A 23665-nucleotide genomic window follows, 5' to 3' on the forward strand; every position below is an offset into this window, starting at 1 on the left:
TTTCTGACGAAGGACCTTATGAAAAGCACACTTTTGACTTTGATAGTTTTGCTTTCATTCGCATCGGCCTTTGCCGAAGGTCCTTCGCGCGTTTTGCTGTTGGGGGATTCCCACGCTTACGGCCGTTACGGCTCGGTGCTGGATGCGCACTTTAGAAAGGGCGACACCCAGGTCACATCTTTATCCAGTTGCGGTTCATCCCCGTCCACGTGGACCACCAGCTCTGAAAACTTTAAAAGCACCAACTGTGGGTTCTGGAAAAAGAACGCCAAAGGACAAGAAACCCGCGTGACCAGCCAGCGACTGCCTTCATTCAGTGAAGAACTTGCTGCCACGAAGCCTGATCTGACGGTGATCACGCTGGGAACGAATTTCCTGGCAAGCCCTGGCAACATCAAAAGCGAAAAAGCCCATGTTGAAAAGATGATGAAGCAGATCAATGCCGCAGGTTCTGCGTGCATCTGGGTGGGACCTCCAGACTTGAAAAAAGACCCCTTCAAAAAGAATCTTGAGCTGGGCGTGAAGGAATTAAAGTCTTGGGCTGACGCTAACAACTGTCAATTCATTGATTCGACCAAACTAACGAAATATCCCGGCGGCAAATCCGATGGCATTCACTATGGCCCGAAAGACTCGGCCGCCTGGGGTGAATCGGTGGTGAAAGAAATCAGCAAATTGAAGCCCCATCCCCCTGCCAATACCTCGGCCCCTAAAGCTGCGGATGCTCAGAAAAAGACTGGGGCCAAGTAAGGTTCTATAGGACAAAGGCCGCATGCATAAAATTTTAGTTTCTTTGCTTTTATTATGCTCTGGATGTCTCATAAATCCAAAATATACCGACTCTAAAACTATTCTTGATGAGCAAATTCGACAGAATCCGCGCAATGCAGACGAAATTAGACGCCAACAACGAGAGCACGAGGAAGCGCAAAACATCATCAGAGCAAAGTCTAATTCAAAGGCCTATACTATAACTCAAGAAAAGATCTCATCTTGGTCGCTTGGCGATCCAAATGCAGCAATTCATGTAGGCAACAGCAAGTATAAATACCATCATAAAATTTCCTTCAAACTGATATGCGGAAGAGACAGCATTTTCCCGACCCCATTCAGCGACAAGAAAGTAAAATGGAATATTTCGGAATCAATTTCAGGCGCCGTTCATACTTCACGTCAAGGCGAAGCCAACATATATTTTACTACCGATACTGGTGACTATTTTCATAAAATCACAATTACTACAGATAAAAAGAGCTATACTGTCAGCTTAGCAGGGACACTACTTATCGAACTTGACCAAAGCGAATGTCTTTAAAATCTCGGCCTCGCCTAAGGAGCTTCCCAGTCCTATTTCCCAGATTTTAGAATCCACAACCGGACAATTCGGACGCCAGATCGAATATAGGCGGTTTATAACCCTAAAGTCCCGCGGCACGGACCGCGCAATACCCTCCTCACAACAAACACTTTCCTGAGGAGGAAACATGAAATCCAAAGCAATCTTTTACGCATTTATCGGTCTTCTAATGGCTTCCAACGCCCAAGCTTCTGACTTGGAACTAAGTAACAAGCTTGAACAAAACCAGAAGCTTGCCGCCAATGCCTGGAGCCAAGCCGATGCCCACGACGACAAACGCATTGAAGAAAAAGAGTCCGAAAAGATTCCTGAATCCCGCAAGCACTTCTATTCCCCGCGTGAACATGCGTGGTTCTAATAAACCTTATCAACACGACCGGAGAAGACCGCATGACGAGCTGGCCGATATCAAAAGACCTTACTCCGGCCCCAAGATTGGGATTTCAGGCCTGGTCGTCGTTCGACATGCAGCCGTCAATCGAAGATCTCCGGATCTGCCGAAGCAGATTTCAGTGGAATTTGAGCGTGAATCAAGCCCGGGAAGTCACCTCATACTGACAGGGTCTCTAGTCCACCTTCGAAACTTTAGCGCCAACGAAGGCATCGTGTCCTTCGGCTGTCATGAAGACACCGACATCGCAAAACTGCCAGCCAAGTTGACCCTGCAACTTGAAGAACAGATTGAATTCATTTCTGAGGAGTTCTTAATTGAGGGGGAAAATAATATCACTCTGCAAGGAGCTGCCACCGCCGGAGGCCGCGAATTAGCGCCAACGTTGTTCCTGGATACCGGACCTGTCAGTGGCGCGGGACATTTGAAAGTGTATTCCAAGGCGAGCATTTACACGGTGAAGCTATGATATTTCCAGGATTCTACTGCCCCGCCTGAAGCATTGCTGACTCACCCAGGTTGCTTTCCTGCTGGTGTTTTACATTCGCCCAGATCTTTTGACTGACCGGGCCTGGAAGAAGGCTGTTGATACTGGATTCCGCGGATGGATCTGCGGCCGCCCAGTTATGAAGAGCTTCTGCCTTCACCCCTGCCAGCACTTTGCGATCCATTTCATTCACAGCACTGTTTTCCACTGTGGCATCAGCGACCACACCCTTTAAAACCTCAATCGCAGCGGATTTCATGTCGGTGTTCAACGCCTCAAAGACAAAATCCAAAGCCGAATTTTGCATTTGCTGGGATTCTTCATCATTGGGTGCGGTTTTCAACAAAGCTTCCAAACTTTTCAGGAACTCTTCATCTTTCAACAAGCGGCGCTTGACGATCTTGTCAGGCTCCAGCAACAAGGCCTTACGGCTCAGGTCCGCGTATTTTTTAAGGTCACGGGCCTGCTTGAATTCCTTAAACACCACGGGCATTGGCTGCGAAGATTTAATCACGTCCATCGCAGCAGGTTTCGTCCCTGCTGCGATGGCGGTCTCTTTTTCAGATTCAACGGGGTTTGCCGCCGGAGCTTCCTGAGTCGGGGCCGCTTGGGACTCCGTCTCAGGCTTGCTCTTTTCACTCATCACGGTCAAACCCACACCCAGGACTGTTATTGCACCGGATAGCATTACTAGTGTTCTGATTCTCATTTGCCAAACACTCCACGAGTCATGTTGTTACGGAAGATCGTTCTGTTCATTTCCTTCGCCCCGGCATTCTGGAAGAATGCGGATCCGTTCAGGTATCCATTAATCAGCACCACGTTTTTATGAGGCGCATTGGACTGAACAAACACGTTGTACACCTTACCGAAGTACTTGATCTCGTTGATGGAGACAATCGCATCCAGTGTTCCACCACTTTGAACCAAGGACTCTCCGACTTTGAACTCTTCAGCCACTTTCATGGATCCGTCCTGACTCAGGATCGGGTGATTTTTCGTCACACGCAGTTCACGGCCGGACTTCATTTTGAACACCAGGATCTCGTGGTCGCCGTCCACCAGTTCGGTCACCCACTGATCCACTTTGGTTTTCACAACCGCATTCTTGTTCAAAGAATCCGCGGACTGCATTGTACCCACATAAGCGGACTGTGAAGTCAGAGCATCAAAGAAGGACATGTATTTCAGCTTCTTGCTTACGACCTCTTCAGCCAGAATCTGCTGTTCTGGAGTCGCACATGAAGACACGCACACTGTAGCCACGTAAGCCGTCGCAGGCATTGTACATGGAGCATTGGCTTTCTTCGGAGCGATCCATGCTTTTTCAGGATTGTATGCACGATCCATGAAGGTCGCATAGATTTCCTGACCGGCAGAACCCAGACCCACTTTTTTACCGCCGACAGTCACTGTCACGTTGGCAAAGCTGGTCAGGAATTCCTTGATCACTGGCAGCTCGTCCTGACATTTCACCATCCAGTCGTAGCGGCCTTTAGCTTCGGTGTTGCTCAAGCTGTCGTGAGAACAACGACGCGCTACGTAGTCACGGCAGTATTTTTCCTCAACCCAAGCACCTGGAACCGCCACTTCGCTTTCCAACTGAACAGAGTGATCGATACAAGCCATGGTTTTAGTCGTCACAACCTCGCGGGTTTTGACGATCACACCAATTTGGTTCGCCGGACATGTTGCAGATGAATTCGCCTCTTCGATTGTCGTTACAGAGGACTGGCTGCGAACCGCTTCAGGGTTGGCATCACACAGACGCTCTTCCACTGGTTTCACCTGGTCCGCACAACGGCTGTCATCAACAGTCACACCCTTATCGTCCACACAGACAAAGATACGGTTTTGTTTGCCGCCGCAATCCGCGGTACAAGCCGTGAAGTTGTCCGTAGGAGCGAATTTGTAAACCGGACATTTCCCTGCTTCTTTCATCGTGCCCTGACGAGTGTTAGAGCTGATGATCTGACCGTCAGTACAAGTCTGGTCCGAGATTTCATTATAAAGGTCAAAGAAACCTTCTTCATTGAAAGAACATTTCAATGGAACTTTCGTTTCACCGGTGATCACACCCGTTTTTACAGTGCCATGGGAACCGAAGCTGCCGCAACCCTCGTGACAAGTCACCTGGTTGTGCGTGCTGGAACCGGACAATACACCGTTATTACAAGTACGGGACTCACTCACGCTGGAACAAGAACCCACTGGAGTCGAACTGGAATATAGAACCTGGGAAGCCCCGTGCGCCAGCAGACTGCCATCAGGCAATTTACAAGACTGACCTTCACAAGAACCTTCGTTGGTGATTTCTTTCGTGCGAGACACTTCCACCCAGTTCAGTTTTTCTACGACAAGCTTACATTCTTCAACCACACGGTCACGGTAAGAAACAGTCTTTTTACCGTTCACACCGCAGGCCACTTCTTCTGAAACCAGTTCACCTTGGGATTCACGGGTTGCACCCGCAACGGTACAAGCATTTGGATCCACAGGAACTTCTGGTTCGGGATCAACATCCAGATCCTCGATCACACGGATGGAATGATCCAAAGTCACCCAAGGTTCCTGATTGTCACCCAAATAAAGGGTCGCAGTTACAGGATAAGTGCCCACTGCCTGATAAGCATGAGTCACAGACTGATTGGCCGCTGTACCTCCGTCACCGAAGTTCCAGCGAACGGCACCGACCTTGCTAACCAGACAAGGCGGAAGATAAACGTGCATCGCCGTGGCGATCTTCACTTTAGCCTCATTAGCCCCGGAAATACGCAAGTCCTCCAGGCAGTCCATATCATCAATCACCGTCATCACGGTCACACGATGGCTGACAACCGTAACCTTGCCATCAGCATCAGTCACAGTCGCCTGAACCTGGTATGTCCCCACATTAAAGAAGGAGTGTTCAACAGTTCTGGCGTTGCTGACAGTCGCAGTGCCATCATTAAAATTCCAAACGATGGACTGAGCATCCACACCGGAAGGAATCACAACCTCAAAACTCATAGGATTAAAGACAAAACCGGCTTGTGGACCCGAGATCTTAAGATCCTCTTTCACAACCGTCGTCACCAAAGACAAAGAGATGTCTTCAGAACCCGCAGTTTTTTCCTGCGCAGTCACCACATAGGTCCCGGCCACTTTAAATGTCGACGTCATCCCGGACGCTGACGTTTTAGTGCGACTGGCCCCTGCCACCTTCCATGTGACATCAGAACTGCTTACACAGTTCCCGGCCTGATCCAAGGAGTAGCTGACAGTGCTTCCAGCTTCTGTAGCTGATTTACCCACGATGCGAACTTCTTCAGAGGAAGCTTTGGAAAGCTGACCGGCACAGTAACTTGCCGCCTCCATAGTATCTGCTGAACCTTCACTCAAAGCGCTTTTCTGACATCCTGCTAGAACGATTAAACTCAGGGGCAGTAAGACTCTTCCGTAGTTCATCGTGCGACTCCTTGCTTACGTTCATGTTTACAAGCCGCAACTAAAATCTCCATACTTTTACAACATTCGAGTCATATTGATTTAGCGTCTTATCAACGCTTTAGACACTTTAAAGAACATTTTTTGAATGTTCCTTTTTCTGTAAAATCTTTGATCATTCCCCTCAGAGAAAAGCTTTAATCCCAATACATCTTTCAATGACGAAACCCGCCACCACAAATCCTTCCAAAAGCATCACTGGGCCCCATTTCATACATGTCACAAAACCAAATCACACCTTATTGACCAACAATGAAGGCACCCACATACAGAGACCTCAGTTGTTTCGGGATTCTTTAAAAAGAAAAAAAGATGAAAACAATTGCCGGGCTGAGGGCTTTGGGACTCTGCCCGAAGGTGGGCCTTCGGCGGCGCAGGATGCGCGAACCGGGGCAAAGCCCCGGCGCCGATTGAGCACGGACGCGTGACCACCGCAGCGGCAGGGTCCCAAAGCCCTCAGTCCGGCAATCCCCGTTTACAAAGATTTATTTCTTTTTAAAGAAGCCCGAAACAACCTGTTTAAGGTCGACGTTAAAGACGTCCTGCTTTTTATTGGCAGCCGCCAAGACAGAGATTTCCCGACGCGCAGGAATGAAGGAAGGATCCAGTGCCACGCTCTTCTCGAAGGATTTGCGTGCGGCCACCATATCGCCTTTGGTTTTATTGAACAGACCAATCACAAACGGGAAAAGCGTGTCATAGCGCTCATCCGGCGGAACCTGCATCAACTCCAGTTCCACTTCTTTCAGAACAAAGTTCTTTTTGGCCACGTCAACAGAACCCAGCTTCGCCCAAGAGCTGTACAAGTGCAGCTGCTGGGTTTGCGGATTCAGCTTGGCAACCTCGGCCAACAGTTCCAGTGCTTTCGCGAACTGGGTGTACTGCAGGGCTTTTTTGACTTCTTCCATCAAGGAATTGGCGCGAAGCTTGGCTTCAGCTTCATTTCTTTGCGTTGCCTGGCGGATCTGATCAATTTTATTGGTGTCTTTGGATGCATTCATGGCATCTTCAGCCAGTTTCTGCACCTTGTGCCACTGGGTGTACACTTCCGAAGCGGTGTCGGTCGGCTCATCTCCCAGCAACGTCATAAAGTCTGACAACATGGATTCGGCAGAACCACCACCGGTCCCCGTTTCCATGTAAGCAACGATTTCGTATGAGTTCTTGTTTTCCAGTTCGGCCGCGATCTTCTTGATGACTTTTAATTGCTCAGCCGGGTTTGCAAAGGCCGCACGCTGGGCAAAGACAATCAGACCTTTGGTCAAAAGGAAGTGAATGGCCTTATAGACCGCCACTTCGCTGTAGCCTTTGATATCCAGAAGCTGCGTCAGTGTGATCTGGTTGTTCAGCTTCACGGTCAGACCTTCCAGGGATTTGACCAGAGACATACTCAAGGCCGGATGGTCATCGCGGAAAGTCGGACTTTTCACGATGATGTTACCGGACCACATCACATACAAGGACTTCAGCCAGTTAATAGAGATTTTAGAGGCAATCCAGTCATGCAGATAATAAGACAGACTGTCAGCATCGATACTTGGATTGCTCATCTCAACTTCCGCAGACGCAAAGTTTACGCGGATCTTCTGATCAACAATCGTGCGCACCAGACGGATGTTCATTTGCTCCATCAGGATCAGATCAAAGGCATGGGGGCTTAGCTGATTGTTCTGAATCAGATAGTCACCAATGCGGCGGTTGTTTTTGACACGCAGAGCTTCCTGCACGTCTTGCGGAGTCGCATAACCACTCTGGATCAGCATCTCGCCCAGGAAGGTGGTTTTATCATCCACATCCACGCCCACGATATTCCCGTTACAGAACGAGATACCGGACACAGAACCGTCGGCATTATAGATATTCAAATAACCACCGCTCTTGGTTTCAACCAGCAGTGAATACAGGAATGGCAAGTCAAAACCGCTCACCTCTTCAATGGACTCAATCACCTTTCTTTTCTGGCGGTTGGTCACTGTGGGGTTGGCGAACATCTGATACAGCAGCTTGCGCGCGCTGGATTCCTCGCGGCGTGGAGCTTCTTCTTTTTTAACGATCTTCAGCACCTGCTCCATATCGAAGGGCTTTTTCATGAAAGCCACGGCCTGGGTGCTTTGAGTCGCTTCCTGAATGAAGGACTTGTCGGTATAAATACCGCTCATCAGAACGACTTTGAATTTGGCAGAGGGATAATTGGCGCGGGCTTGTTTGATGAAATCAAGGCCCGTCATCTGTGGCAGCAAGCAGTCACAGAACAGGAACTCGATGTTGGAATTGCTGGCAAGAATGCTATTGGCCTCGTCCGGGCGGGACGCGACAAAGACGGAATGACCAGCGCGGCTTAAAATTTCTTTTAAGGCCGATCTGACTGACTCGTCGTCTTCCAATATCAAGATCTTAGATTTGCCTGATTCCACGCTTCCTTGTCGGCTCTAAAGGCCCTTCCATTTAGGATAAAAGCAAAAAGCGGGGCTGTAATACAGCACCCGCCTTAAGAACTGGACTTTTGTCGATGGACTATTTCTTTAAGAACTTGAAATACTTTGATTCGATGACGTCCATTTCCATCTCGTTACCCTCATCATCTTTGACGGATGCAGGAGGATTCACACTGCCTTCACTGAACTCCGTCCCATAACGGAACAGGACGTTCTTTTCAGAGCCGGAATCATCATTGTAGTAAGGGACAAAGAATGAGTTCACTTTGCCGGAAGCTGGCAGGAAGCCATCAACCATGTTGATCTGATCCACGATCACCTTCGGGCAGTTGCTGAAGCTGATTTGCGCCGGGCCCGCTGTGCCCATCCATTTGATCCATTCACGGATACCGCAGGAGTTGATGCTCTTCAGTCCGCTCAGCTCCACTTCAATCTGTGGATTGCCGCCAAGGCTGAACTGAGAAAAATCAACGTCCTCATCAATAGTGCCTGCCATTTGGACAGTCAGCTTATCTGCGGCTTTGTTCATTTTCACATCGAGTTTACCCATAGTTCCAATCTCCTCGTTCACAAAATCTAACTTTAACTAAGACCTTCATTTTTCACTACAAAAAACGTGACGTCATCGATTAAGGGCGCGCCTTGACGATGGGCTTGGAAGCTCATTGCAAAACGTTCCACCGAATCATTAACGCCCGGGAAATCCTTGTTGGCCGCGATTAAAGCTTTAATAAACTCACGCTCGCCCCACGCCTCTTTACCAGGGTTCTGGATGTCAGGAATTCCGTCTGTATAGAAGAATACCAGATCTCCCGGCTCAACCTGAATGGTTGTTTGTTCGTAGACCGAATCGCGGGCCTGTCCCAGTCTGGGATTGTTCACTTCATTTAATGGAACAAGGTCCTTCTTTTTAAGTGTGCCGCCCTCATTTTTCTTCATCAGGAACGGCGCCTCGTGCGAAGCATTGCAGTAAGCAAGCTCCCCGGTGTCCAGATCAAAAGACGCCAGGAAGAACGTCATCATGATGCGCCCCTTGGACACATCATAGATAGAACGATTCAAAAGCTCCAACGCTTTGGCCGGAGTGATATTCAAACGCTCAATGATTGTGGAGGCTGATTTCGCCGCACTGGTGATCAACGCCGCTGGAGCCCCGTGCCCCGTCGCATCCCCGATCCACAAGAAGATCTTGTTACCGATCTGACAGTAGTGCCACCAGTCGCCACCGCACTCACTGGCCGGCTCATAGTAACCGGCAATCGACAGCGGACCGATTTTGGCCTGTGTTTCCGGGAACAGGGTTTCTTGCACGGTTTTCGCGGTTTGCAGCTCAGATTCCATACGCGCTTTTTCTGCCGCCTGATCCAGAAGCCGCGACACTTCCGCAGCCATGATATTGAAGTTATCAGCCAGGCTTCCAACTTCATCATTGGACTTCACATCAACACGGATATTGAAGTCGCCTTCCGCCACCTTTTTGGTCGCATCGAACAATTGTGTTAAGGCTTGAGTCAAACCGCTGGAGGCAAACAGACTTAAGATCACTGTCACCGAAATCAGAATGCCGAAGAAGATCAAAGATTTTCGAATCAGGATCTGAACCGCACCCAGGGCTTTTTCTTTTTCCACCGTGGTCACAACAATCAGATCACCAAAACCCGCGCGCGAGAAAGACACCAGCAGCTCCTTGCCGTCTGCGGAGCGATCCGTTTCAGCCCCTTGGGCAATTTGTTTGTTGGTGCTTTCCAGGAACTGGGGACTGACGGTGGATTGCAGCTTTTGCCCCGGCATTCCATCCGGTCCAAACAACACGGTCCCGTCAGAAGAAATCAGATACATTTTTTGCGACATCGCCGCGCGGAACATCTCGGACGCTTCACTCATCTTCACGATGACCAAAAACACCGTGTTGCGGGTGTTGGTTTCGTCACTGACTTTTTCCATGATGAACACACGGTCATCACTGAAAGGAACTTTCACCACACGGCGGGTGGCTTCCACTTCAGCAAAGTAACCGGACATCTGGGATTGCAGACTGTTCAACACCCCGTCTGTCTGATTGGGAACTTTCTCAAGCACCGCGGCCTTTTCATAAGCACCGGTCGCTGAAGGTTTAAAGACCACAATGGATTCCAGATTGAATTCGTTCTGGAAGATGGACTCCCCAACAGAAGAAAATTTCTGCTGGCTCAGATAATCCTGGAAGATTGGTTTGGTCGTTCCAAGCACGGCATTCAATTGTGTCTTAATTTGAGCCGCCATGGTTCCGGACATGCTGCTGGAGGAATCAAAGACGTAAGCGATCTTATCGTCCTCAAAAATTTTCAGCGCCAAAACCAAATACACCGTAAGTGTAATAAGTGGCAACGAAGTGAGTAACAAAAGAATCTTGTATCTAATTGATAATCCACGTTTTTTCACGACTCCAGTATGCCCGTTCAAGCACTGGCCGAAAACAAATTCTCACATAACTTAGCCTAAGGTCTGTAAATCTCTTGTCATTTCCAACCGATAAGCTTTGAGCAGGAGTCTTATGTCGCGCTTTGGACGAACAGAAAAAATGATCTTCACCGGAGCCCTGCTTGTGCTCATGGTCTTCTCGTACTTCCTGTACGACGACTCTTTGCTATTCCCAAAATCAAATACTGGCGAACTCGAACTAATTGGTTCCGTTGCCATTTCCCAGAACGACGTGCGCCGCAAAAATCTGGATACTTTCAGTTGGCTACCCGCTTCGCGCAAAGACAATGTCTTCCAGAACGATTCTATCTTCACAGGTGATCGCTCCGAAGCCACTATCCAATTACAGGATGGCACCCAGATCCGCATCGAACCGAATTCTTTGATCACCCTGAATCTTAAAAACGGTCAGATGAATCTGGATCTGCGTTACGGAAATCTGGTCGGGGAACTGGCGCAAGGTTCTTCCCTGACGATCAAGTCCGGCACCGAAGAGTTCAAACTGGAAGGCTCTCCTACAAACACGCAGGAAAAGCCCAAAATCAAGTTCAACAAAGCTCACAGTGGCACAGTTGATTTGAAACTGCTTTCCGGTGACGTGAAATACATCGACAAGAAAAAACAGGCCGTCAAAGAACTGCCTAAGAACGCAGTCGTAGCAGTTAAAAAAGACGGCGACATCAAGCCGGTTGAAAAACCAACGTTACTTGTGAAAACTCCGGACAATATGAACTGGCTTCGTGTGAACCCGGATGATCCACTGCCATTTGAATGGCAAGGTAAAGGCGACATCGCCCGCTATGAACTTGAAGTTTCTCCAAACGAGGACTTCAGCTCAGTGGCCCTTTCAAAAATGACCAACGAACAAAGAGTCGCGGTGACCGAGCCGCTGCAGCCGGGCCCTTATTTCTGGCGCCTAAAAACCTATGACCGCAATGGCGAAGTCGGTGTTGTGTCCCCGGCCCAGCGCATGAGCATCACTCATCTGGCCGGCCCGCAGATCGTGACCCCGGTTCAAGCAGCCCAAATCAATCTGGAACTGAAAGTAAAACCTCAGGAAGAACTGGCCACCACCACCGAGGTGCAATGGAAGGCCATGGCCCAGTTGAAACACTTCACCTGGCAGATCGCGGCAGACCCGGAATTCCAGCAGATCATCAAAGATGGTCAGACGGATTCATTGGCAGCCGTGACCCCTCGCCTTCCAAGCGGGACTTACTGGGTGCGTGTCCAGGGGCAAACGGCCGGCAACAATGTTTCGCCTTGGTCTGAGCCTGTTTCCTTTACTTTAAATCTGGCAGCTCATAAAGAAGAGCGTCCAAACAGGCCTGTGCTGATCACCAAGCAAGTCGACTTCAAGGCGCCAACGGGTGAACGCAACCCTGCCTCCCCTGAAGCTCCGAAACTTGCCTGGAAACCAGTTCTGAGAAGCAAGGGCTATCAACTGCAAATCTCCAAGGACATCAGCTTTGCTGAAGTGGAAAAATACGACATCACCCAAAATCAAGTGGCGTGGTCGCAGTTCCGTCCGGGCAAACACTATTACCGTGTTCAAGCCAAAGGCATCAATGGCCTTAACAGTGACTTCAGTGAAGTGGGAACCATCGACGTCAGCGTCGGCGGCCTGACTTTGAATCCTTTGAAAACCATCAATGCCGTCGGCCAGGCTGCGGGACCTAAAGAAACCCCGATCAGTTGGAGCGAAGTGCCGTTTGCTAAATCCTATCTGGTGCAGGTGGATAAATCGAAAGAGTTCACGGCCCCTCAGCAACTGGAATATTCTGCCACAGGCGGAAATCTGACGCTGCAGGATCCGGGCACCTATGTAGTGCGCGTGCAGGCTTTGGATGAAGCCAACAAGCCCCTGACTGATTTCTCGAATATTCAGGAAGTCATGTACACCTTCCGCACCCCACTGGTGGCGCCACCACTGATGGAGCCATTTAACAATGCCTCAATCTTCCTGCAGACCGAGATGGAACCGTTCATCTGGCTGGAATGGAAAAAGGTGGAAGGTGCGACTTCCTACCGCATCGAGATTTCCGACAAACCGGACTTCTCTCGCACATTGATTGCAAAATCTTTGGCCGGCAACCGCTTCCTGATCAAGGAAAAGGTTCCACTGGGGAAAATCTACTGGAGAGTTCGTGCCGAAGCCAAAGGTGACGCCGAAATGTCCGAGTGGGCGGAAAAACGTGAATTCACCCTTTATCACCAGAAGAATGAGACCTTCGTAAAATGAGAATCCAGTACTCCCTCTTCGACACCCTTTTAGAGCCTGTTTTTGTTCTGACAGCAGATCAAAAGGTTGTCTATTGCAATGAAACTGCCGCCATTGTGGCCGGCCTTTCCATTCGCAAGATCACAAGAGGCATGAAGTTCAATGAACTGTTCCAGTTCAGCGAACCTATTGAAGCTCTGGACAATCTGATCGGTGTATCGGATGCGACCCCGTATAAAGAGGTCAATTTCAAAGCCCTCCACGCGGAAGAAGGCAAGGTGCAGATCACTCTGCAGCCGATCTTTGATTCCATGGGTGACAAGAACTGGATTGTCTTTGTGCGTGACGTGACTTTGGAAGAACGTCTGCAGAAAAAATACCGCGCTGAACTTGAGCAAAAAGAAGGCGTCATCACGGCGCTGGAAGAAGCCAAAGTTCAGCTTGAAAACTACAGTAAAAACCTGGAACAGATGGTGGCCGACCGCACGCGCGAGTTGTCCCGTCTTAACACAACCATGTCCGCCCTGCTGGACAGTCTGGGTCAGGGTTTCTTTATCTTCAATGCTGAAGGTAAAATCCTGGATGTGTCCTCGAAGGCCTGCGAAGCCACGGTGGAATGCAAACCTGACGGTCAACTGATCTGGGATGTGCTGAAACTTCCGGAAAACAAAGTCGAAGGCTTCAAAAAATGGATGCAGACCCTGTTCATGGAAATGCTGCCATTTGAAGACCTGTCCTGCCTGGGACCTGAAACCTACCCGCACAGCAAAGAGCGTAACATCGCCCTTGAATACCACCCACTTCGCAGCAGCGAAGGCGTGATGGAAGGTGTGGTTGTTGTCGCTTCGGACATCACTTCGCTGGTCGAAGCACAAAAACAAGCTGAGCGCGAAAAAGAACATGCAAAATTGATCATCCACATGATCAAATCCAAACGTGAAATTCACCGCTTCATCCAGGAAGCTCAAGGCTTGCTGGGTCAGGTGCGTGATGAAGTCAGCAAGGACAACGGTCCTTACAACACCGAAGAGCTTTTCCGCAGTCTGCACACGCTCAAAGGCGGCGCAGCGCTGTTTTCGATCAAAGATGTCGCCGAAGCCTGCCATCAGGCCGAGGGCCTGCTGGCCGAACTGAAAGAGTCCTGGACTCATCCAGGCTTTATCGCCCTTCGCGGCAAATGTTTTGAAGTGGAAGAGTTCTTCCACAAGTTCCTGGATCAAACCAAAGAAATTCTGGGAAGCTCGAACATGCCAGAAGAGCGTCAGATCGAAGTCGCTATCAGCAAACTGAACCATATCGCCCGCAAAGTGGGCTCACTGCCTGGTGGCGGTGCCGTGGCGCAGGAGCTGCTGCTGGAACTTGCGATGGAGCCGGTCGCTGGATTTGTCGAGCCTTATAACGACGTGATGCTGCGAGTGGCTGCTCAGGTCGATAAAATGGTCTCCCCGTTGAAGATTCACAATGGCAACCTGATGGTGATTCCGGAAATTTACAGCGGTTTGTTCTCTACCTTCGTGCATGCCTTCAGAAATGCTGTGGATCACGGTATCGAGATGCCGGATCATCGCGTGGACATCGGCAAACCTGCCGAAGGCCAGGTGGATGTTACTTTCAGTCTGAATCACAATTCTCAAGGTTCCTGGCTGCTGGTGCAAATCAAGGATGACGGTGGCGGTATTGACCCTGCCCGTATTCGCGAAAAGCTTACCGGCAAGGGCCTGGATGTGTCCGCTGAAAGCGATCAGCAGATCATTCAGCATATCTTCGACAGTCAGTTCTCGACCCGCGAACACGTCACGGACATCTCAGGCCGTGGCGTGGGAATGGACGCCATCAAAGTCGCCGCCGAAGAGCTGGCCGGCCGCGTATGGGTCGAATCCACCGTAGGACAAGGATCTACCTTGTTTGTGGAAGTTCCTTACATCACCGAATTCCAAAAAGACAAAAAACTTCCAACCGCCGCCTAAAAAGGTGCCTGAAGTTCGGGCATTTTAGCGTCATTTCTGCCAATATATCGTCCCTTTGCCAATATAAAGACCAACGGGTTCCCTGATCCCCGTCCGCCATCTATTCTGATCATGGAATTTCAACCTGTACTACAAGGAGACCCCCATGACTTTCGAACTTCCAGCACTTCCCTACGCTAAAGACGCTTTGGCTCCCCACATGTCCGCTGAGACATTGGAATACCACCACGGCAAACACCACAAAACCTACGTTGATAACTTGAACAAACTTGTTCCCGGCACTGAACACGAAGGTAAAACTCTGGAACAAATCATCATGAGCAGCTCAGGCGGCGTATTTAACAACGCAGCTCAGATCTGGAACCACACGTTCTTCTGGAACTGCCTGTCCCCAAAGGGCGGCGGTGAACCTACGGGTGAACTGGCGCAAGCCATCGTTCGCGATTTCGGTTCCATCGAAAAATTCAAAGAACTGTTTGCTGATGCCAGCATCAAACAATTCGGCTCGGGCTGGGGCTGGCTTGTGAAAAACAAAGAAGGCAAACTGGAGATCCTAAGCACCAGCAACGCCGAAACCCCGATGACCAAAGGTCACACGGCAATTTTGACTTGCGATGTGTGGGAACATGCTTACTATATCGACTATCGCAACAGCCGCCCGAATTTCCTGGCCGCGTTCTGGAAGCTGGTGAATTGGGAATTTGCCGCAAAAAACTTTAAAGGCTAATATCTTGGTGTCATCGTCACGACGCTCAGGCCGATGGCTTTTGTAGCGCCCGTGTTGACATAGTTATGGGCTGAATCCCCCGGGAATGCCAAAACATCTCCGGGCTTCAGCTCAAAACTTTCCCCACTGACCACCACGGTCATCTGCCCCTGCACACAGTGCAAATACTCTTTCGTACCGCTGGAATGCGGGATCCCGCCCATGCGAGCCCCCACTTCAAGCTCCATGCGATCAATGGCCATCCCCGGAATCGGATCCGGTAAAAGTTTGTAAACAGTGACGTTGCCTTTGGCTTTTTTATTGGCGGGAATTTCATCCTTGCGAATCAATTTTGTCTGGGATCTGGGCGTTGCCAGCAGCTCTTCGAATGAAACCTGCAAAGCCGCACAAACCTTGGCCAGATTCACCAGCGAAGGGTTCCCCATCCCACTTTCCATATTGGTCAGTGTGGATCGTGGCACCCCGGCCAGCTTCGCCAAGGCAGCTTGAGTCAGTTGACGTTTTTTACGAAGTTCAGTGATTTGAGCGGCAAGGTTCTGGGCCAATACGTCGAAAGAAGTCATGCCCTATGGTAGATGTTTGCAGGAAAGAGTGCAACGCACGCGCGCAGCACTCTTTAAAGAATCTATTTGTTGTGTTTGCTGTAAGCAGCTTTCAATTTGTCTTCAAAGATCTTTGCCGAAAATGGCTTCACGATATACTGGGACACACCGGCAAGAACCGCTTCAGTGACCTGATCACGCTCGGACTCTGACGTCAGAAGCACGAATGGAAGATTGGCAAATTCCGCCGTGGCGCGAACTTGCTTCAGCAATTCCAAGCCCTTCATTTTCGGCATATTCCAGTCGGAAATCACCAGTTGGATCTGAGAACCGGGAGTGTTGTTCTGAATAAGAATTTTAAGACCGGCTTCCCCGTCTTCAGCTTCCTGCAGGTTTTTATAACCCATGGCTTTTAACGTGTTCTTCACCAGATCACGAATGGAGGGCATGTCATCAATAACTAGGATGCGGGTCTCAGGGGGGAACATAGACGAGGTCTCCTCTACATTCCCCTATTCTAGAAAACCTGTGGTGAATCTCAAAGAATCTTTACAATGCTGGACTTAGAGCTGGCGCCAACCACAGATAATCAGCACGGGGACCGTCCTGAGTGCCTGGGTTGATTTCAGTCGCGATTTCGTCCTCAGTCAGACCTGCCGTATTTACTTGCGAGAAGGTCACCACGGGGAACTCGGACCCGCGCACACGCAGACGATCCGGCAGACCGCCCCCGTACTGCACATGGAAATCCCCCACCACAATCACCAGCACTTGTTCGGGATGGGAGCGCATAAACTCCACCGCCTGCCACGCCATCGTGTCATCCCAGATGGACTGAGACGTAAAATAGCGCTCGCCCGCCTCGGGATTCGGCAGATGTGGCATCATGGACAGGAAACGGCGTTTGTAGCCATCGTTCCCCACCGCAAATTGCGGAGGCATCAGTTTCAAATCATCCGGAGTCAGCGCCTGCAGGCCGCCCTTGGAAACCTTGCCGGTCAAAGAGCGCGGAGCATTCAAAGCAATCGTCTTGGACCCTTCTGACAGGTTCGGGAACAGGCTTTGCCCGCGATAATAATCATAAGAAGGGTTGCCCCATTTGATTTGAGAGAGGAAGTCAGTTTCGCTCAAAAGTCCCTGACGGTAAGAGTCCACCACGGGCTGGTCGGTGTATGTAAAAAATTCCATCCCGACTGAGACCTTCAGGCCCTGAGCCCGCAAAGCCTGCATAATGGAGAGCTGTTGATTCTGGTGTTCTTTGAAGCCGTGATTTTCGCCGATAACTACGATAGAACCCGGAGCGACTGGACGGGCGGCTTCAGCCAAATCCACCGGTTGGAGGTCGTTTCCACGCAAAATGCCACTAGTTTGAGCATGTGCACAGGCCAACATGAGCAGGGAACTTAAAAAAAGGCCCAAAGTCTTCACGATTCCTCCTCTAGACGCGAATTTGTCTGTTGAAGTTTCCTTTTTCCTTTGATACCTTGAGCCCCTTTGAAAAGGTATTGTCATTTTTTCTATACAACGCGTGGCAATACAAATGGTTCAATTTAAGGGGTATCGCAATGGCTAAAAAGACAGGAAGAATCATCGTAACTCTTGAGTGCACTGAAGCTCGCGCTGAAGGCAAACCTGTTTCTCGTTACACTACGACTAAAAACAAAACTAAGACTCCAAGCCGTCTTGAGAAGAAGAAATACAATCCGAATCTTAAGCGCCACACTGTTCACAGAGAAACGAAGTAATTCGTAATGATTCTGACGGATCAGCAAATTCTGGATTTCATGAAGGAAGGCTCCATTAAAGTGGAACCTTTCCGCAGAGAATGCCTGGGTACGAACTCTTATGATGTTCACCTGGGTAAAACTCTAGCTGTCTATGAAGACAAGGTGCTGGACGCCAAGAAGCATAACAAGATTCGTACCTTTGAGATTCCAGAAGAGGGTTTCGTGCTGATGCCGGACACTCTCTATTTGGGCGTTACTTTGGAGTACACTGAGACTCTGAAGCATGTCCCATTTTTGGAAGGCAAATCGAGCGTAGGCCGTCTCGGAATCGACATCCATGCCACTGCTGGCAAAGGAGACGTCGGTTTCTGCAACTATTGGACTCTGGAAATTTCCGTGAAACAGCCTGTGCGTGTTTACACTGGAATGCCGGTTGGTCAGTTGATATACTTTGAAGTGAAAGGCGACATTTTAACTCCTTATAATGTCAAACCTTCCGCAAAATATAACGACAAACAACCAATCCCGGTAGAGTCCATGATGTGGAAAAATTCATTCTAAAATCCCTACTCATACTTGGTTTTCTGACTACCGCCGCCTGTTCTTCAGGGGGCGAGGTCGACGACATTTCCGGTTTAGACAGCTATTCTGTCGTTTCCGGCTCGTTCAGCCAGGCTGACTCGACCGCCCTGCATATTGCCGGCACCACCGGTGTCGTTCGCTTCACCTCTACACTGCCGGGCGTCAGCTCTTCCCGCTCTATCTCTTTAAAAGCTTCATTAAACAACGTCACTTTGAGTGATGTGAGTGCCGTTTTCTATGCGAGCGATTCCAGCGTGTCGGGCTCCACCGGAATTGTGGTGACCTTCAGCCGCACGGGCGCCAGTGTGAATGCCTCGATCACCTTCAATGGCCAGACCCGCACCGTCACCAGTGCCGACATGGGCTTTTACATCCCGAACAATATTGATGTGGTGATTGACGTTCACAACGTCGGCACCAAGTCCCGCGTCTATATCTGGAGACGCGACAACCTGGTGTATGCCCCAACCAGCGCGGATGTGGATTCAAATTCGGACGTGTCCTCGGCGCTGCCAACAGCGGTCGGCCCCGGGGTCTTTGCCGGGTTGATTCTGAACTATGCGACCGTCACGGCAGCACAAGTGTCGACACCTAAAGTGCTCGATTAAAAGGTTTCACGACAATCTTTAAGCAATAAAAAAGCCCCTGTTCAGGGGCTTTTGTTTTTTCTGATTTTGATTCTGAATTAAAGCTGGCTTGCGGCTTTTTCAAGAGCGTCCTGGGAGGCTGGCTCCTGAACGATCTTGGCACTGGCACTTTTATTCACCTGATCGGCGATATAACCCAGGATCTGAGCCAACTGCACGCGGTCCGCCCATACGTCCCACTTATCTTGTTTGCCCTTCCACTTGAACATGAATCTTGCCTGCTCCATCAGTGTTGTTGGCGGTTTGCCATAACGAAGGATGAAGGTGAAGACATCCAGCAGGTCTTTTTCTTTCAGTACACCGCTTTTCAACTGATCCGCCGCAAGTTCTTTCAACAGACCTTTAAATGCCGGATATGCTTTGATCGCCTCGCTGGTGGAAATAATATTGTCTTTGTTCTTATCAAAACGGGCAAAGACCATTTCCACGTACTGAATCACGTGCGGAGTCAGGGCAATGTCCCCCATCTTCGCCAGATTTTTGTCGTTCGGGATGTAGCCTGCCGCCATAAAGACGTTGTTCATATAGTAAGCCCAATCGTCGGCAGAAGCCTTCTTCATGAACTTGATATATTCCGGTGTCGCCGACATGATGGCCGGCATCGCGTCCTTATAAGCCGCACGAGCACAGCTTAACGTCACCAGACTGTTGTCAGTCACTTCCTCATCACGACCGAAGCATTTCTTTACAAGCTCGGTGCGCAGACGTGAGTTGATCCCCACACCCGACCAGATCATACCAATCAAGTCGGTGATTTCAGCCTGGGAAGCCAAGGCATTCCCATCAGAGTGCGGAACAAAGATGTTGGCTTCACGGAAGCGCGAAGACGCAAAGGAAGTATTTTTTGGATCAAGCAAGCCCATCTCAACAAAGATGGATTTCAGCTCGTTAAAGGCCCCTTCCACTTCCGGCAGGGTCGCACCCTGGAAGGTGTTGATACGGTTCAAATCATTGGCAAAGGAACGAATCAACAAACGCGCCACCGCACGATTGCGGTTCAGGTCACGCAAGCTCTTGAACGTGTAAAGCTGTTCAAACTTGTTCGAGATAATCACAAAACCACGATAGTCCGTGGTCATTGGAACCGGGCTTTCCACTGACAAAATCAATTCCGTCAGCGCCGCCTGCAATGGCAAGGCGTGAGCGTCCAGGTTCTTTTCAGTTTTCTTCAACACCGCCAGCAGATCCTTAGCCGTTAAACCTTCTTCCGGTTTCCAGCCTTCGGCCATCTGGGCAAACATCAACTCGGTGTCGATCCAGATTTGCATTTCCTGACGACCCACTTCAACCGAGGTCAAAGTCAGGGCATCGGGCTTGTGACCGGACAGACGAGCTTCCGGTGCCACCAGCATATTATTCAGAACCACGCTAAGCAGCTTATCAGCGGACTGTTCATTGATCGCACCCGGAACCAGCTCCAAACGAATCAGGTGTTTCACAATCTTATTCAATTCAACACGAGTGAACTGATTCTCTTTTTTCACCAGCAGCAGATCACGCAGGATGTTCAGAGTCTGATTGCCGAACACCGAGAAATAACTCAGGTTCACCGGCTGCTGCAGGGATTCGCCCATCAGGAAGTACTGATAGTAAAGGAAGTCTGAATATGCGCGGGCCGCAAAGCCCAGCAACACACTCCAGTTGGATTTGCGCAAAGATGAATCATTGCCGCCCAGAACCATATTCTTCGCATCGATCACCAGCGGCAGATAGCTTTTCACCTGATCTGCCAGACCACGGCCCTCTTTCGGAGGATACAGGATCTCGATTTCACGCACGATATTGTTCAGATCATTCAGGTCGTAGGAACCTTCAAACAGCACACCGGCTTCGCGCACTGTGGCTTCCAGAACAAACTGGGATTCCATGAAGAGCTTTTGCGCCTCATCAGCATCATACATGTCCGGATCCCATTCGCGACCGTAAATGGAATAAAAAGGCATGAAACGTTCAATCAAAGTTTTGATACGGCTGACCTTCAATCGTGCCGTTTCAAAGTCTGTGGTTGTCAGGGAATCAACACTGCCGCCAAAGAACAGTTGCTTAACCTTCATCCCCTCAAACACCAAGCCTGAAGACACTTTGAATTCCGGCCAGACGATTTCCAGGGTTTTTAGCAGGTCAAAGACCTCGTCACGGGAAACCACGCCCTCGGGCTTTTCCGCCACCAGATCCTGGAACACGGACAAAACGTCTTCCACCGTGCGGGCCAGATAGCCCAGACGATAACCCGTGCCGGTTTCAGGAACAGATTTGATGAAATAGTGATAGCGCAGGAACTGCACATAGCCTCGCGCCCCCAACAAAGTGAAACGGCGCCACTCGTTCGGAGTGATGGAGTTTTCATCCCCACCCGCCAGGGCCTTTTTCACTTTTTTGATGACCGGCATGTAGGTCTGAATCACAGACGGGAATTCCCATTTTTCGCCGAAGAACTGACCCATCTCGCGCATCAGGACAACAAAGTCAGACAGGTTGTAACCTTGCGCATTTTGCTCGATTAATGACGCCAGCATTCGCGCGGCGTTTTGCAGTTCTTTATTGGCTTCTTCGAAGTGACGGACGTCACTTTGCATGTTCGGACTTTCAGAAACCTCCCAGTTCAGAGAGATCACTTTCATGTACGGATTCAGATTCACCGTGATCGTACGCAGACTTTTAACCAAAGCGATGGTTTTATCAAGCTCACTGCGGGTCAGGTACTCGCGGCTGCCGCCGACGAAGACCTGTTTCAGCTTCATGAACTCGGTCTGAAGCTGCTGGGAAATAACGACGTTGTCTTTGGGATCCAGGAAGTTCTTTTCAAGGAACGTTGCCAGTTCCTGAGCGGTGTAACGATCCGCAGTGTTGCCACGCACGTAACGTTTGAACTTTTCAACGGCACTGCCAATACAGTCCCAAGCAGCTTCCAGTTCCTCTTTTTGGGCATCGCCCACAACGAAGGCTTTGGCCACAGGCTTAGCCTCTGTCAAACACTGGGTGCCGCCGAATTCCTGGGATTCAGGAGGAGGTGGCTCTTCACCCACCTTCGAGTCACAGGACGCCAGTCCCGCAACCAAACACAATGCCAGAACGGCCTTCAAACATTTAGAAAACATAAGTCATGCCCCCGTAGAAACGGTCGTTCGCGCGATATTGATTGAGGAATCCGGATGGATCGTGCTTTTCATCCTGCACGCCCAATACGTCTCCTCCGACGACCACGGCCCACTTTTGACTTGGGTAATAGAGGAACTCGGTGTTGAGCAACGAGCCTCTTTGATCATAATCATACAAATACTTAAAACGGGTCACAAACGGACGATTGAAGAAGCTGGCAAGCTGCCCTTCAACGCGGAAAGAAAGGGCGTTCGTGAATTTCAAACGGTCGTCAAACATCGTGAAGTCATCCGGCTGACCATTGGACTGAATGTCCGTGATACCGCCGCCTTCAACTTTCAGATATTCCACCTGGATCGCCAGAGTTTTTGCCAGGAAGTCCGCCAAAGAGAAATCAAACGCCGCCGAGTACGCACGGATAGGCTCCAGCTTTTGAATGGACCATTCCGGATCATCCGGACGTTTTTCAATAGGATCGTCCTCAAGATAAGAAACAGAAGCCTTCATACGGCCATGGGTGTAACCCAGGTCGATGGATTTGATGATGTGATGGGTGACATCCGGAGACACCGTCACGTCGACTTTTTCTTCAGAAACGTCTTTGAAGTTTTTGCGCTTCAGAATCAGCTCATTCACCGGCAGGTAACCACCGCTGACCACCACCCACGGGCCACGCTCTTTGCTGCCCAGGCGACCCATCATCGCGGCACCACCATTGGCCGTCAGCTTGGCAGCATCCGGGATGTCGAGTTGATACTGAATGGTGTTGATGTTGTTATTGAAGTCATAGTCGCGCGAAGGGGCACGATACCAGCGGCTGTCAGAAACCAGGCCGCCACCCTCTTCACGAATATCAGGGCCCATGCTTGGAATGAACAGAGGTGAGGCAAAGCCCACGATCTGCCAACCGTTGGTGTTATAATCCAGGAACAGACCCGTCAGACCCTGTTCTTCGGGGCGAAGGGTGTCGATGGCAAACTTCGGTTGCCACAGACCCAGTTGCCAGCGGCGGTCCATCTCACTCCAGTCATGCTTTTTACGACCGGCAAATGCACGGAAAGGCGCCTTCTTGGAAGCCACATAGGCCTCAGAAACAACGAAGTGAGATTGTCCACGGGTGAAGAAGGTTCCGCCGGAGACGTCGGCGGCAAAGTCGATCCAGGAAGTTTCTTTAAGACCGGAAAGACGAGCGGAAAGAAGCTGGCTGTAAGTTAAATTCGGAGATTCCGGAATCGGGGTCAGATACTGCATCCCCTCCATCCTGATCTGCCCATACACCGTTGCCGGTTTGGACGAGACCTGAGGCTGTTGGATAGAGCTCACCCCTTCGGCTTGAGGAATCTTCAAGCTCGTCGATTGTGCCTTGGACTTTGAAACCACCACAACGCTCAAAAGCATCGCGGCCAAATAGGTCCTACTACTCACATCCGCCTCTGGATAAAAGTCTAGGGGATAGAGAATAAGAAAAGGCTTTCGGAGTCAACGGAGCCACGCGTTGAGAGGCTCCAGTTCGATTATATGAGAGCTGATGGTAAAA

20 protein-coding genes are annotated in these 23665 nt (G+C 50.1%); 10 read left to right on the forward strand and 10 right to left on the reverse strand.

The genetic code is table 11. The features are described from left to right. The first annotated feature begins 18 nt into the window (after positions 1 to 18). The 4 genes from ACZ520_RS11410 to ACZ520_RS11425 all read left to right on the forward strand — a co-directional run bounded on the left by ACZ520_RS11410 (position 19) and on the right by ACZ520_RS11425 (position 2217). Positions 19 to 750, forward strand: a complete 732-nt coding sequence (locus ACZ520_RS11410) for an SGNH/GDSL hydrolase family protein (protein WP_464125596.1) — start codon at positions 19 to 21, stop codon at positions 748 to 750. 22 nt (positions 751 to 772) lie between these two features. Continuing rightward, the gene (locus ACZ520_RS11415; protein WP_464125598.1) at positions 773 to 1315 is read left to right on the forward strand and encodes a hypothetical protein; all 543 of its coding nucleotides are present in this window, start codon (positions 773 to 775) and stop codon (positions 1313 to 1315) included. Positions 1316 to 1484: 169 nt separating this feature from the next. Further along, entirely contained in the window at positions 1485 to 1715 is a 231-nt protein-coding gene (locus ACZ520_RS11420; RefSeq protein ID WP_464125601.1) for a hypothetical protein, read from the forward strand. Continuing rightward, complete coding sequence (locus tag ACZ520_RS11425) at positions 1702 to 2217, forward strand: hypothetical protein (RefSeq protein WP_464125604.1); 516 nt, start codon at positions 1702 to 1704, stop codon at positions 2215 to 2217. Before ACZ520_RS11420 ends, ACZ520_RS11425 begins: the two co-directional genes overlap by 14 nt. A gap of 13 nt (positions 2218 to 2230) precedes the next feature. Here the strand turns inward: ACZ520_RS11425 and ACZ520_RS11430 are convergent, their stop codons facing one another. The 5 genes from ACZ520_RS11430 to ACZ520_RS11450 form a co-directional block, all read right to left on the reverse strand. Further along, positions 2231 to 2944 carry a hypothetical protein gene (locus tag ACZ520_RS11430; protein ID WP_464125606.1) on the reverse strand — a complete coding sequence of 238 codons (714 nt, stop codon included), beginning with the start codon at positions 2942 to 2944 and terminating at the stop codon, positions 2231 to 2233. Next, positions 2941 to 5682 carry a PKD domain-containing protein gene (locus ACZ520_RS11435; RefSeq protein WP_464125609.1) on the reverse strand — a complete coding sequence of 914 codons (2742 nt, stop codon included), beginning with the start codon at positions 5680 to 5682 and terminating at the stop codon, positions 2941 to 2943. The genes ACZ520_RS11430 and ACZ520_RS11435 overlap by 4 nt, the downstream gene beginning before the upstream one ends. Positions 5683 to 6206: 524 nt before the next feature. After that, the gene (locus ACZ520_RS11440; protein ID WP_464125612.1) at positions 6207 to 8105 is read right to left on the reverse strand and encodes a response regulator; all 1899 of its coding nucleotides are present in this window, start codon (positions 8103 to 8105) and stop codon (positions 6207 to 6209) included. A 130-nt stretch (positions 8106 to 8235) separates the two neighbouring features. Then, complete coding sequence (locus ACZ520_RS11445) at positions 8236 to 8706, reverse strand: hypothetical protein (protein WP_088564914.1); 471 nt, start codon at positions 8704 to 8706, stop codon at positions 8236 to 8238. A gap of 32 nt (positions 8707 to 8738) precedes the next feature. Beyond that, on the reverse strand, positions 8739 to 10490 hold the full coding sequence (locus ACZ520_RS11450; protein ID WP_464125615.1) for a SpoIIE family protein phosphatase: 1752 nt from the start codon (positions 10488 to 10490) through the stop codon (positions 8739 to 8741). A gap of 199 nt (positions 10491 to 10689) precedes the next feature. On the opposite strand from ACZ520_RS11450, the gene ACZ520_RS11455 reads away from it, so the two are divergent. The 3 genes from ACZ520_RS11455 (at position 10690) to ACZ520_RS11465 (ending at position 15531) form a co-directional block, all read left to right on the forward strand. Further along, positions 10690 to 12858 carry a FecR domain-containing protein gene (locus ACZ520_RS11455; RefSeq protein ID WP_417868529.1) on the forward strand — a complete coding sequence of 723 codons (2169 nt, stop codon included), beginning with the start codon at positions 10690 to 10692 and terminating at the stop codon, positions 12856 to 12858. Next, entirely contained in the window at positions 12855 to 14804 is a 1950-nt protein-coding gene (locus tag ACZ520_RS11460; RefSeq protein WP_464125617.1) for an ATP-binding protein, read from the forward strand. The genes ACZ520_RS11455 and ACZ520_RS11460 overlap by 4 nt, the downstream gene beginning before the upstream one ends. A 145-nt stretch (positions 14805 to 14949) precedes the next feature. Continuing rightward, positions 14950 to 15531, forward strand: coding sequence for a superoxide dismutase (locus tag ACZ520_RS11465; protein ID WP_011164826.1), 582 nt, complete (start codon positions 14950 to 14952; stop codon positions 15529 to 15531). Here the strand turns inward: ACZ520_RS11465 and ACZ520_RS11470 are convergent. The 3 genes from ACZ520_RS11470 to ACZ520_RS11480 form a co-directional block, all read right to left on the reverse strand. Next, positions 15528 to 16094 carry a helix-turn-helix domain-containing protein gene (locus ACZ520_RS11470; protein WP_011164827.1) on the reverse strand — a complete coding sequence of 189 codons (567 nt, stop codon included), beginning with the start codon at positions 16092 to 16094 and terminating at the stop codon, positions 15528 to 15530. The genes ACZ520_RS11465 and ACZ520_RS11470 overlap by 4 nt on opposite strands. 62 nt (positions 16095 to 16156) lie before the next feature. Further along, positions 16157 to 16561, reverse strand: a complete 405-nt coding sequence (locus tag ACZ520_RS11475) for a response regulator (protein WP_088564909.1) — start codon at positions 16559 to 16561, stop codon at positions 16157 to 16159. 61 nt (positions 16562 to 16622) lie between these two features. Further along, a complete protein-coding gene (locus ACZ520_RS11480; protein WP_464125620.1) occupies positions 16623 to 17501 on the reverse strand; it encodes a ChaN family lipoprotein in 879 nt (292 codons plus the stop codon). Positions 17502 to 17638: 137 nt separating this feature from the next. Between ACZ520_RS11480 and rpmG the strand changes: the two genes are divergently transcribed. The 3 genes from rpmG to ACZ520_RS11495 are packed head-to-tail and all read left to right on the forward strand — an operon-like array spanning position 17639 to position 18990. Further along, positions 17639 to 17818, forward strand: a complete 180-nt coding sequence (gene rpmG / locus ACZ520_RS11485) for a 50S ribosomal protein L33 (RefSeq protein WP_011164830.1) — start codon at positions 17639 to 17641, stop codon at positions 17816 to 17818. Between the two features lie 6 nt (positions 17819 to 17824). Further along, complete coding sequence (dcd, locus tag ACZ520_RS11490; RefSeq protein WP_088564908.1) at positions 17825 to 18361, forward strand: dCTP deaminase; 537 nt, start codon at positions 17825 to 17827, stop codon at positions 18359 to 18361. Continuing rightward, positions 18343 to 18990, forward strand: coding sequence for a hypothetical protein (locus ACZ520_RS11495; RefSeq protein WP_088564907.1), 648 nt, complete (start codon positions 18343 to 18345; stop codon positions 18988 to 18990). The genes dcd and ACZ520_RS11495 overlap by 19 nt, the downstream gene beginning before the upstream one ends. A 77-nt stretch (positions 18991 to 19067) precedes the next feature. Here the strand turns inward: ACZ520_RS11495 and ACZ520_RS11500 are convergent, their stop codons facing one another. Then, positions 19068 to 22127 (reverse strand): hypothetical protein, encoded by a 3060-nt coding sequence (locus ACZ520_RS11500; protein ID WP_416480421.1) that lies wholly within the window; start codon positions 22125 to 22127, stop codon positions 19068 to 19070. Next, on the reverse strand, positions 22117 to 23553 hold the full coding sequence (locus ACZ520_RS11505; protein WP_232469247.1) for a transposase: 1437 nt from the start codon (positions 23551 to 23553) through the stop codon (positions 22117 to 22119). The genes ACZ520_RS11500 and ACZ520_RS11505 overlap by 11 nt, the downstream gene beginning before the upstream one ends. Positions 23554 to 23665 lie beyond the last annotated feature (112 nt).

Source organism: Bdellovibrio sp. BIS2, assembly GCF_055398295.1.